The organism is Mucilaginibacter ginsenosidivorax (genome assembly GCF_007971525.1).
GTDB classification, from domain to species: Bacteria; Bacteroidota; Bacteroidia; order Sphingobacteriales; family Sphingobacteriaceae; genus Mucilaginibacter; species Mucilaginibacter ginsenosidivorax.
The window spans coordinates 5,794,169-5,805,779 of sequence record NZ_CP042437.1 but is presented as its reverse complement, the minus strand read 5'-3'; the positions used below and the strand labels follow the sequence as shown (position 1 = coordinate 5,805,779).

The following is an 11,611-nucleotide window of genomic DNA, read 5'->3' as shown; positions in this document are numbered from 1 at the left end:
TTCGAAATCATGGCTACAAGAAATAAAATTTTCATTACATTAATGCTTCTCGTTGGTCTGCTGGCCGGAAGCTGTAAAAAATGGGTCGATGTTAATTATGACCCTTCGCAGGTGAGTGACCAAAACGCTACACCTGACTATATTTTGCCAGTGCTATTCACTAAGATGGCCCTCTCAGTGGATAATCAGAGTGGAATGAACGAATGGATGGGGTACTGGGCCTGGCCATATCACGACGCCAACGATCCCCAGACTACTTACGACATTCAGGATGTCTCCAAATTTCCTGGCCTGGAAGACCCATTTATCAGCCTCGTATTGTTTGAACAGAATTCAAAGAAGAACAATCAGCCATTTTATTGGGGCATTGCGAAGTTTTTAAAAGCCTTTTACTACAGCAACGCCGTTGATATATATAATGATATCCCGTATACCGAAGCCTTTAGATCTGACATCCGAACCCCACGTTATGATAAGGGACAATTTATCTATGAAGATTTGATGGTTCAGCTTGACAGCGCCCTTACCCTGATCAAGGGTGCACCACAGGGAAATGCGCTTCATATAAGTGATGCGGATATCATGTGCCATGGCAATAAAGATAAATGGTATCGCATCATAAATACCCTTAAATTGAGGCTCCTGATACACCAGGCTAACCGCAGCGAGCGTCAAACTTATATTCAGAAGGAAATTGCCAAGATCGTACAAAGTGGCTATGGTTTTTTGCAAAGTGGCGAAGATGCGGATGTTAATCCCGGTTATACCGATCAGAAGCCTTCCATTTACTTCCAGTGGAATTCAGCATTTGACGTTACTGTCAGAAATTATACGTCCTCCAATACTTACGGACTTCTGCCGGCATGGACGAGGGCTTGTGCAAATACAACAGCTATGGATCTCTTAAAGGGCAACAGAGATCCCCGACTCCAGTTTTTTTATAACCCAATTACTACGCCATTGCCGCCAGGGGCCAATGAACCTTTCGTACAGCTGGATTCCGCATCCTACAGGGGTAATCGTTTTGGCTTAACAATAGATCAGGGAATATACCCTTATCAGGGAAGTGACTATGTGTCACAAGTTGGTGGAGTCCAGACAAGGGGCGTAATTGTTAGCCCTTTATCAACCGGAATCATTAAAGGCTATAATATGAATGATTTTATTATCACCAGTGTGGAAAGTGCATTTCTCCAGGCTGAGGCTGTACAGCGGGGTTGGCTTGGAGGTAGTGCAGAAACAGCCTACCAAACGGCAGTAAAAGAATCTTTCCGATGGCTAAACGTCGGCGGGAACAATACAAATCCACAACTTTCGGATGATATATTCAACAAATGGTACGCTGATGAATCTGGTCATGGAAACAGCAATGTATCTTGGAATGCCGCCCCTGACAAATACAAATTGATCATGTTTCAGAAATACATGGCGCTAAATGGCATCAATCCGATAGAATCCTATACCGATTATCGTCGTAACGGACGCTTCCCAGCAATTCCTGTTTCTTATAACAACCTGAAAATAAATAATAATATGCCAATTCGATCTCCTTATCCATATACAGAGTATGCACAGAATGCAGAGCACGTCAAGGCCGAGGGGGATATTAACATATTTACTAGCAAGATTTGGTGGATGCCATAATTTGTAAATTATCTGGTAACACAAATTTTAATCTTTGAGAATTTCAAATTAACAAATATGATCTTAAAAAAAAGCTTAAGAATACTAATAGGGCTATTTGCCTTAACTGCATCTGCCACTCACTCAATTGCCCAGGAAAATCGTAATGCTTTGCTGCCGGTAGATCCATCGCTAAGGTTTGGAAGACTGTCTAACGGTTTTACCTACTATATTAAGCGCAATACAGTTCAGGAAAATAAGGTGATAATTTACCTAATTAACAAAGTGGGGTCCATATTGGAGAACGAAAAACAGCGTGGACTCGCGCACTTCCTTGAACACATGGCATTTAACGGCACTGCCCATTATCCGAAAAATGAATTACTAAATTATCTCCAAAAGTCAGGTGTCCGGTTTGGCGCAGACCTGAATGCTTTTACTGGCTTTAATGTTACCGAGTATCAACTGCCAATTCTTTTAAAGGACAGTAAGCAAATACATGACGCATTACAGGTAACCCGTGACTGGGCGCAAAGTGTCACACTGGACGACGAGGAGATTGAAAAAGAGCGTGGCGTGATCATGTCGGAAAAACGTTTGCACAAAGGTTTAGAGCAACGCATTGAAGATAAGACCGATTCCCTTACTTATAACGGCTCACTGTATGGCGACCGCGCGCCAATTGGACTGGAAGAAGTTATCCTTCATTCTGACCATAAAGAAATTAGAGACTTTTATCACGATTGGTACCGCCCTGATCTACAAGCGCTTGTTATTGTCGGGGACATTGATGTAAACCAGGTTGAAAAGGAAATCAAAAGCCTTTTTAGCGATTTGAAAATGCCAGGTCAACCTAAGCTTAGAAAAGAGATTGGTATTCCGTTATTAGGTAAAAATCAATTCTTGGTAGTTACAGACCCGGAGATTAAACAACCGGCGATGGATGTAACAATAAAGTTCCCGCGACTTGTTGTAAAGACTAAAAGCGACTACATTGAAGGGTTATCACGTAATCTTATTTCGATAATGTCCAACGACCGTTTTAACGAGATTATGCAGTTACCTAATCCGCCATTTTTATCTGCAGGTGTACAGATTGGTGGTTTTGAAGGAGGTCTTGATATATTGACTGGAGGAGTTACCACTAAGCCCGGTGAGCTCGAAACAGGTGCTCGCGCCTGGTGGCATGAAATGTTGCGTATGAAAGTGCAGGGATTTACAAAAACAGAACTGAGCCGGGCAAAGGAAGTAATCCTGGCGGGCCTAGACAACCAATATAAGGACCGCGATAAACTTGGAGCAGATGTTTTTGTAGCAAAATATGGCGACCAGTTTTTAACCGGCGCGACAGCTATGGATATAGAGGCAGAAACAAAACTGGCTAAATCCGCACTGGATACGCTTGGGGTTACCTATGTTAACGATCTTTTCAAAAAATACCTTAAAGATACAGACCGGGATATTATCATTAAAGAGGAAAGTAATCAGACTACAGTTTCCGAATCAGAAGTAACGAGATGGATTAACGAAGAGGCATCGAAGCCATTCAAGCCGTACGAGGATAAAGCATTACAACGTACGGCCCTGATAGATAATAAGCCTTTAGGGGGGCAGATCGTTAACGAGCGATCTTTACCTGATGTTGGTGCAACAGAGTTAAAATTGAGTAATGGTATCCGTGTGCTACTAAAGCCAACAAAGATTAAGAATGACCAGCTTTTATTTAACGGGTATAGCAAAGGCGGTTTATCCCAGGTAAGTGATGCGAATTTTTATTCGGGAAATTTGGCAGCAACGATAGTCGGCGCCAGCGGAGCCGGAAACTGGTCAGCGCTTGAATTGAACAGATGGATGGAACGTAATAACACCAATGTCAGCCCATATATTGACGACAATTACCAGGGGATTGCCGGTTCTGGCGAGCCTTCCAAACTGGAAGAAATGATGCAATTGATCACCCTCTATTTTACTAATCCGCGGCGAGATCCGATAGCCTTTAATAACTTAATGCAGCAAGTCAAATCTTCAATAGAAAGCAATGCTTCAATACCTCAGGCCATTTTCTCCGACACCGTAAAAACAATTTTGGGCGATCACCAATTCAGAAAATCGCCAATGCCTTTGCAAAGGATCGATGAGGTCAATCTGGATAGAGCTCTCGAAGTATACCGCGACCGATTTAAAGACGCCAGTGGTTTCACGTTTACCTTTGTTGGTAATTTTGATATCGTCAGTTTAAAGAAACTTGCGGCGCAGTACCTCGGTTCTTTACCAGCGCTCAATCGTCAGGAAGAAGTCAAAGACCTACATCTGTTTTACCCGACCGGGCGGATTGCAAGAAAAGTCATCGCAGGTAGTGAATTACGCGCAACAGTAGTACTTGGGTACCCGGGAAGGTTTGATTTCAGTATTGAGTCCAATCGCCAGATGGATGCGATAGCTAAAATATTAGAATTTCATTTAATCAGCCACTTAAGAGAGGATGAAGGTGGTATTTACACGGTCAACTCTTCATTGCATTCAGTTCAATATCCAACCGGACAGTATTTATATACCATTAATTTTGATTGTGACCCCGAAAATGTAGAGAGCTTGATCCTTAGTGCAAACAGTGAAATTGCTTCACTAAAATCGAACGGCCCCACCGACGATGATGTTGAAAAGTTTAAAGCGGAATATAGGGCCTTCATGGTCCAGGCCTTCAATGACAACGGTATCTGGCTTGATTACCTAACCAACCAACTCCAGATCAAAGGAGAACCGGGGCCGGTTGATATCTCCGCAAGGCTCAAATTAATAACTAAGGAAAGCCTGCAGGCTACTGCCCAAAAGTATTTCAACAGTAATAACTATGTTAGGATAATACTACTTCCGAAAATCAAATAACGTGAAATTTAAAACCAATAAAATTATGTTACAAAAGTTAATCATTCCCGGAGCGTGTATCGTATTGATCAGCTCGGTACTATGTTACAAATTCGTAACCCCAGAACAAAAGCAACCTGTAGTTGTTGAAGTAGGACCAGCCCCTACCTTAGATACTACTAAGTTTAAGATCGTCAAACCTTCAATTGTTAAAGGTCGTCATCCCATCGAAAATAAATCAGGTGGTGTTACCGGGGTGAAACCTACAACGGGCATAAAACCCAAGTAAAATTAGGGGCGGACGTAGCACAATGTTTATGCTACTAGCATTGTAGCGTATTTTGTGACAAAGGGAAGTTAACATACTTCCCTTTTTTTGTATTCAATTAAATTTATCCCGATTTAATTTTTAGCTTTTTCATTTTTGAATTCAATTTTGAAGGCTGGACATTCAGAATTTTAGCGGGCCTCCCTTGCCGGAGATCCGGCCATTACATTTTTTTAATGCCACAATACTATCGTCAAGATAGACTTCGGCAATGGATCTGAAGTTCGCCCTGTTCCCATTATTTACGCGTTCCAAACTTATTGCCTCATCCGGCAAATTAATCTTGGTAATGATTTCGGTATGACTTAATATAACACGCCGTTCAATGAGGTGGAACAGCTCCCGGATATTGCCTGGCCATGGATAATTCAGCATTCGCTGCAAAAACTTTTTTATCACCCAACCAATTCCATAACCTCCTCATTTAGCGGCGGAAAAGTATCATCGAACCGCCTATTTCAACCTTTTGCGAGAAGACCTTATGATGCAATTTTGTCTTGCTAAAACAATAAATAAAATGGATAGCAAAATTTTAAATCCCATCATAATGAAAACAATTAAATATGTGTTTGCAATTTTAGGCTTAGTTGCAGGCATAACCTGTTTTTCAGTTCAGGCACAAACTGTTAAAAGTTTTAATGGTAAAGACTTAAAGCTTAGTTATTACAATTCGGCCGAGGCCAATTTTGGTGTTAGCTCCGTACTTGTCAGCGGCAAAACGGATGCGATCCTGTTTGACGCACAATTTACGGTGCCCGATGCGGAAAGGCTGACCGCCGAAATTAAAAAAAGTGGTAAACACCTAAAAGCGATTTTTATCAGTTATGGTGACCCCGATTTTTATTTCGGTCTTGAAGTCATAAAAAAGAGTTATCCTGATGTGCCTGTTTATTCAACAGCGCCGATCATTGAGCACATTAAAGCTACCTATAAAGGCAAATTAGCCTACTGGGGAAGCGTGTATAAAGATGCGGTACCCAAAACAGCTGTTATTCCAACAGTCTATACCAAGGACAAACTGACCCTTGAAGGTAAAAAGCTGGAAATCGTTAAAGTGCAAGGTGCGCCTGCCCGTAGCTTTATCTGGATTCCATCGGAAGAAGCAGTGATTGGTGGTATCAACGTATTTGGCAATGATTTTCATCTTTGGACCGCCGATGATGCTACGGAGGCTAAGCGCGCACTTTGGATAAAAGCATTGGATCAAATAGCTGGTTATAAGCCGGTAATCGTCATTCCAGGGCACTTTGGAAGCAAAGCTGAACTGAATTTAGCTTCGGTAAGTTTCACTAAGGCTTATTTGCAAACATATAGCCAATTACTAAAATCAAATAAAACTTCACAATCATTGATTGCCTCACTTAAAGCGAAATACCCAAACCTGGCATTTCAAACTGCGCTCGAGCTGAGCGCAAAGGTTAACACTGGCGAAATGGCGTGGAAATAACCGGAGTGTTTGAGCTTTCTCTATAATGAATTATTTATAACGATGTAAAAAAACATCCTGCCGGTTATCTTTGATAAAAGACTGAAAGAAATCCCGATCAATGCCGGCAACTATAAAAAAATATGAATTCAAGGAAGGCTTACCTCACGAATTTGAAATTCTTGATTTGGAAACGCTATTCAATTTTGCATCCGATAAATTAACGGCACCGCACCGGACTGGTTTTTATCACATCATTTGGTTTGAAAGCGGCGAGGCTGATCATTTGGTTGATTTCAATCCGGTTCATGTTTCGGCTAACACTATTTTATTTCTCAATAAGGACATTGTGCACCGCTTTGACCCTACAGGAAATTTTGCGGGAAAGATGATCCTATTTACTGATGGTTTTTATTGCAGAAACGAACAGGATGCAAAATTTTTAAAAAGTTCAGTACTCTTTAATACCATTCTTGGTACAACCCAGATCCATATTGAGGGCAAGCTTATTGAGGTGTTAAACGAGCTTGTTGGTTTGATGAACGAGGAAGCTGAAAAAGGTAAAGACTCCAGGCAGTCGGAAATTATACAAAATTTTCTACATAATTTCCTGCTGCTTGCTGAACGTGAGCAGAATAATCAACCTGCCAATGAAACCGCCAAAGGCTCGGATTATGACCTCGTATTATTATTTAAAGATTTACTTGAACATGGATTTCTGCAACGCAGATTGATTAGTGATTATGCCAGGGAAATGTTTGTAACGGAAAAACGGTTGAACCAGGCAACATCAAAGATATTGGGAAAAACTGCAAAAGATGTTACTGACGACCGGATGGTTTTGGAAGCTAAGCGCTTGTTATCACACACGTCTAAAAGCGTTAAAGAAATTAGTTACGGCCTTGGCTTTGAAGAGCCTACAAATTTTATAAAGTATTTCCGGAAACACAATGGTCTGACGCCGATTGAGTTCAGAGAGAAATATGCAATTGAATAATCAAACGCTGAATGGAAATTTCCAATTGGCAGTAAAATAAAAGACCGTAAAGTTTTATAAATGGCTATCGGCTAAACCCTGGCCCTCCGTTAACGAGGATCGCAATACGCCGATCCCCGAATGCTCCGCCGCAATTTATAGACTCATATTTCAATTAATAAACAATTAAAAAAATGAAAATAGCAATTATTGGTATATCGGGAAATGTTGGCCAACGCTTATCAGCAGAGGCCCTAAACCGTGGTCACCAAGTGACCGGTATCGCAAGGAACGTAGATGTAGTTGGAGTTAAAGGCAACCTAAAGCTCGTAAATGGAAATGCAGCTGATTCGGTAGCACTATCCGAAATATTGAAAGGCCATGATGTTGTAATAAGCAGCCTTAAATTTGAAACCGCTGACCCGAACAAATTGATCGAAGCGGTGCGCCTATCAGGCGTAAAACGTTACTTAGTTGTAGGCGGGGCTTCCAGCCTTAATTTCAAACCTGGCGTAACAGTTTTAGAATCCGGCCATGTACCTGACTGGGCAATCGGGGAAGCGAAAGCAGGTGTTCGTTTCCTGGACATACTTCACGATGTAAATGATGTGCAATGGACATTCCTTAGCCCCTCGGCGTTATTCACTGAAGGAGAGCGTACCGGAAAATTCAGGTTAGGTAAAGATGATCTACTCATTGGAGAAAACGGAAAAAGCTCGATTTCTTATGAAGATTTCGCGATAGCACTGATTGACGAAGTGGAAACTCCTAAACACCAGCAGTCCCGGTTTACTGTTGGATACTAACTTTCGGTGCTGGCCACGGAATAAATCCTGTAGTGAAAGTGCCAAACCAATGGCGCCCTTATTAACTTAGAGCGGAAACTGGTTCAAAATCGAAGTCAGTTAAATTGCAATTTAACAGGATATGCTAATAACCAAAAACATACCATATAGTATGTTTTTGGTTATATTTGCTTCAGTCTTTTATAAACAATTAACATACGATGTACTCAAATCTTTTGGCCATACATTCTTTAATTCGCTGGATTATAGTCGGAAGCTTATTCTTTTCCATTTTTCGGGCCCATTATGGTTGGTTGCTGCAAAAACCATTTACCCGCTATGATAATTTGGTAAGACACTGGACGGCGACAATCGCGCATATTCAGCTTATTATCGGCCTATGGCTCTATATCATTAGCCCAATCGTGGCGTATTTTCTGGGACATATCAAAACGGCCATGCAGGAAAGAGCAATCCGATTTTTTGGCATGGAACATATTACCATGATGCTGATCGGCATCATAATAATCACGGTCGGCTCCGCCAAGGTCAAACGAGAAACGACTGATAAAGAAAAGTTTAAGACAATAGCCATTTGGTATACCGTTGGGGCGCTTGTTATTTTAAGTTCAGTGCCCTGGTCTTTTTCACCTGTGGTTAGCCGTCCCAATTTCAGACCCTTCTAATTAATCAATCCATATAAAAATCAATAAACATGAAAATTGCAATCAATGGCTTTGGCCGCATCGGCAGAATGACGCTTCGGGCCTTACAAAACCATCCTGACGTGGAAGTTGTAGCCATTAACGATTTAACCGATGCTGCGACGCTTGCTCATCTGCTGAAGTACGATACGGCCCATGGTAAATTTCCTGGTGAAGTATCATCTGAAAAGGATGCCATCATTGTCAATGGAAAACGAATTGCCCTGTTAAGTGAACGCGAACCACAGAAACTGCCCTGGAAAGCCCTTGAAATTGACGTTGTAGTCGAATCCACCGGGAGGTTCACCGACAGGGAGACTGCCCATGGACATATTCTTGCGGGAGCAAAAAAGGTGCTGATCACTGCCCCGGCATCAGGTGGCGTAAAAACTATCGTTCACGGTGTGAACAATAAGCTGATCGGTGATGATGTGATCTATTGTACCGCATCATGTACGACAGGGGCTATTGCGCCGGTGCTTACCGTTTTGGAAAAAGAATTCGGTATCCTATCAGGATACATGGTTACCGTTCACGCCTTTACTGCAGACCAGAACCTGCAGGATGCTCCCCACAAAGACCTGCGCAGGGCAAGAGCGGCGGCTTACTCGATCATCCCGACTTCAACCGGTGCTGCCAAAGCAATTGGCGACGTTCTTCCGGAGCTTAAAGGAAAACTTGATGGGTACGCCTACCGAGTTCCCGTTATTGATGGTTCAATAGTGGACCTTTCAATTAACTTAAAGCGTGATGTTACCATCGAAGAAATAAATAGTGCACTTAAACATTACGCTGAAAATTCGCTGAAAGGAGTTTTGGAGTATACCGAGGAACCATTGGTTTCTTCAGACATTCTTGGTAATACGCATTCCTCAATCGTGGATGGCAGCCTCACTAAAAACATCGGTAATTTAGTTAAGGTCGTTGCCTGGTATGACAATGAAGTTGGTATCTCCAATCGAATCGCTGAATTGGTATCTATTATATAAAAAGCACATAAGACAGTATTGATGCTGGTTCGACGGCAATTCATGCGCTTAGTTGTTCGTTACAGCACCAATACTTATTATAGGCCCGATTTGTAATAACACGTAGTCCTCGTTATGTTTGCAACATACTAACAGGTAGGTTATGGGAAAGGCACAGGAAACACGCATGGTTATTTTACAGAAGGCGTTCGAATTGATCTATGCGAACGGTTATAAGACCACCAGTATCGATCAAATTATAGCCACAACACAAGTTACAAAAGGTGCTTTTTTTTACCATTTCAAAACTAAAGATCAGATGGGGGTTGCCATCATTAAAGATCTTTTAATGCCCAGGCTCGCGGAAAATATCCTTAAGCCTTTGCAAACCGACCGAAACCCTTTAGAAGCAATATATCAGCTGATAGAAAGTCTCCTGACAAAAAATGATTTTTTAAAAATCGAGTTCGGTTGCCCTGTTGCCAACTTCACCCATGAAATGTCACCATGGAACACCGATTTCAATAAAGTACTTAAAGATTTGATCAGCCAATGGACCAAAGCCATGACGGAGACTATTGAAAATGGAAAAGGGAAAGGATTTGTACGGAACGATGTGGATGCCGGTCAGGTTACCTTATTTGTCCTCTCCGGATATTGGGGAATTCGGAATTTCGGCAAACTAAAGAACACAAAAGCTGTCTATAAGGATTATTTAATAGCATTGAAAAGCTATTTAAATACCTTGCAGTAAATTCAAAGTATACCAATCAGACTATGCCGGACATCAGATCCAATGCTGTAATGGGTTATCCAAATCTGGCTGTTTACACATCTTGTAACTTATTTATATGAAAGCGTTAACATTTTCCAATTTTGGCGATCCAGGGGTTCTTCAATACCTGGAGATCGCCCCACCTGTGTTAAAGGCCGGAGAAATACTGGTCGAGATGAAAGCTATCGGTCTTAACTTTTCCGATACCGAAAGACGCAAGGGAAATTATCATCTATTGGGTAAACCTCCGTATATAGCCGGTTATGAAGGCGCTGGCATTGTTGCAGATAACAATGGCCTCCCCGGCTTTAAACCTGGCGACAGGGTAAGCTTTGGCGACGTGCCCTTTGCCAATGCTGAACTGGTTGCCGTTCCGGTAACGCATGCCATTCCTTTACCTGCCGAAATAAGCTTTGATACCGCCGCAGCTATACTGTTACAAGGCATGACCGCACATTACCTGGCGACAGATAGCTATCCGGTTAAGCCGGGCGAAACTGTATTGTTGCATGCCGTAGCCGGTGGCGTTGGTCAGCTACTTACACAGATATGCAAATTGCTGGGTGCAAAAGTTATCGGCCTCACATCATCCGAGGCTAAAAGAACAACCGCCCTGGCAGCCGGAGCCGACACAGTTTTTTTATATCAGGATGATTGGAAAAGGCAGGTTTTGGAATATACCGGAGGTAAGGGTGTACACGTAACCTATGATAGTGTAGCGAAAACCCTGAATGATAGCCTCGAGGTAACCCGGACATTGGGTACGGTAGTATTGTATGGCAAAGCCGGAGGATTACCGGAGCCCCCACCATCTTTAGAGTTGCTGATGGATCGCTCACAAACCATTACAGGTGGCGACCTCTGGAGTTACCTGGATTCAAAAGAGGAGCGGATCAAACGATCCGGGGTATTATTTAAGTGGATAAGCTCGGGCCAGTTGGTATTACAGACTCCCAAAGCTTTTAAACTGGCCGATGGCAAATTGGCGCATGAGTATATGGAAAGCAAGCAAAGTACCGGGAAGATCATTTTAATTCCCTGATCAATAAGTTATTTTTTGCTGACTGATCATTATGAACAAATCTCCGGATCTAATTTATTGCAAAATCGAGCAGCAATCGAATCCTGAATTGGGTTAATAAAATAAAGAAAATCGATAAG

The 11,611-nt window shown here is 42.1% G+C and carries 11 protein-coding genes; 10 read left to right on the top strand and 1 reads right to left on the bottom strand.

What is annotated here, in order from left to right; all coding sequences use genetic code 11:
• Positions 1-9: 9 nt before the first annotated feature.
• The 3 genes from FSB76_RS24260 to FSB76_RS24250 are packed head-to-tail and all read left to right on the top strand — an operon-like array spanning position 10 to position 4,777.
• Positions 10-1,644, top strand: coding sequence for a SusD/RagB family nutrient-binding outer membrane lipoprotein (locus FSB76_RS24260; protein ID WP_158642970.1), 1,635 nt, complete (start codon positions 10-12; stop codon positions 1,642-1,644).
• A 57-nt stretch (positions 1,645-1,701) separates the two neighbouring features.
• Positions 1,702-4,509, top strand: a complete 2,808-nt coding sequence (locus FSB76_RS24255) for a M16 family metallopeptidase (RefSeq protein WP_147058000.1) — start codon at positions 1,702-1,704, stop codon at positions 4,507-4,509.
• Position 4,510: 1 nt separating this feature from the next.
• The gene (locus FSB76_RS24250; protein ID WP_147057999.1) at positions 4,511-4,777 is read left to right on the top strand and encodes a hypothetical protein; all 267 of its coding nucleotides are present in this window, start codon (positions 4,511-4,513) and stop codon (positions 4,775-4,777) included.
• A gap of 162 nt (positions 4,778-4,939) precedes the next feature.
• On the opposite strand, the gene FSB76_RS24245 is transcribed toward FSB76_RS24250, so the two are convergent.
• Positions 4,940-5,215 (bottom strand): hypothetical protein, encoded by a 276-nt coding sequence (locus tag FSB76_RS24245; RefSeq protein ID WP_449406755.1) that lies wholly within the window; start codon positions 5,213-5,215, stop codon positions 4,940-4,942.
• Between the two features lie 148 nt (positions 5,216-5,363).
• Here FSB76_RS24245 and FSB76_RS24240 point away from each other — a divergent pair, with 148 nt between their 5' ends.
• The 7 genes from FSB76_RS24240 to FSB76_RS24210 all read left to right on the top strand — a co-directional run bounded on the left by FSB76_RS24240 (position 5,364) and on the right by FSB76_RS24210 (position 11,492).
• Positions 5,364-6,263 (top strand): MBL fold metallo-hydrolase, encoded by a 900-nt coding sequence (locus tag FSB76_RS24240; protein WP_147057995.1) that lies wholly within the window; start codon positions 5,364-5,366, stop codon positions 6,261-6,263.
• Between the two features lie 100 nt (positions 6,264-6,363).
• Positions 6,364-7,239, top strand: a complete 876-nt coding sequence (locus FSB76_RS24235) for a helix-turn-helix domain-containing protein (RefSeq protein ID WP_147057993.1) — start codon at positions 6,364-6,366, stop codon at positions 7,237-7,239.
• 173 nt (positions 7,240-7,412) lie between these two features.
• A complete protein-coding gene (locus FSB76_RS24230; RefSeq protein ID WP_147057991.1) occupies positions 7,413-8,024 on the top strand; it encodes an NAD(P)-dependent oxidoreductase in 612 nt (203 codons plus the stop codon).
• Positions 8,025-8,224: 200 nt separating this feature from the next.
• A complete protein-coding gene (locus FSB76_RS24225) occupies positions 8,225-8,689 on the top strand; it encodes a hypothetical protein (protein WP_147057989.1) in 465 nt (154 codons plus the stop codon).
• Positions 8,690-8,718: 29 nt separating this feature from the next.
• A complete protein-coding gene (gene gap / locus FSB76_RS24220; protein ID WP_147057987.1) occupies positions 8,719-9,696 on the top strand; it encodes a type I glyceraldehyde-3-phosphate dehydrogenase in 978 nt (325 codons plus the stop codon).
• Positions 9,697-9,838: 142 nt separating this feature from the next.
• Positions 9,839-10,429, top strand: coding sequence for a TetR/AcrR family transcriptional regulator (locus tag FSB76_RS24215; RefSeq protein ID WP_147057985.1), 591 nt, complete (start codon positions 9,839-9,841; stop codon positions 10,427-10,429).
• A 97-nt stretch (positions 10,430-10,526) separates the two neighbouring features.
• On the top strand, positions 10,527-11,492 hold the full coding sequence (locus tag FSB76_RS24210; protein WP_147057983.1) for a quinone oxidoreductase family protein: 966 nt from the start codon (positions 10,527-10,529) through the stop codon (positions 11,490-11,492).
• Positions 11,493-11,611: the final 119 nt, after the last annotated feature.

Coding starts and splice junctions, on each gene's coding strand:
- FSB76_RS24260 (WP_158642970.1), top strand. CDS start 10: ATGGCTACAAGAAATAAAATTTTCATTACATTAATGCTTCTCGTTGGT.
- FSB76_RS24255 (WP_147058000.1), top strand. CDS start 1,702: ATGATCTTAAAAAAAAGCTTAAGAATACTAATAGGGCTATTTGCCTTA.
- FSB76_RS24240 (WP_147057995.1), top strand. CDS start 5,364: ATGAAAACAATTAAATATGTGTTTGCAATTTTAGGCTTAGTTGCAGGC.
- FSB76_RS24235 (WP_147057993.1), top strand. CDS start 6,364: ATGCCGGCAACTATAAAAAAATATGAATTCAAGGAAGGCTTACCTCAC.
- FSB76_RS24230 (WP_147057991.1), top strand. CDS start 7,413: ATGAAAATAGCAATTATTGGTATATCGGGAAATGTTGGCCAACGCTTA.
- FSB76_RS24225 (WP_147057989.1), top strand. CDS start 8,225: ATGTACTCAAATCTTTTGGCCATACATTCTTTAATTCGCTGGATTATA.
- gap (WP_147057987.1), top strand. CDS start 8,719: ATGAAAATTGCAATCAATGGCTTTGGCCGCATCGGCAGAATGACGCTT.
- FSB76_RS24215 (WP_147057985.1), top strand. CDS start 9,839: ATGGGAAAGGCACAGGAAACACGCATGGTTATTTTACAGAAGGCGTTC.
- FSB76_RS24210 (WP_147057983.1), top strand. CDS start 10,527: ATGAAAGCGTTAACATTTTCCAATTTTGGCGATCCAGGGGTTCTTCAA.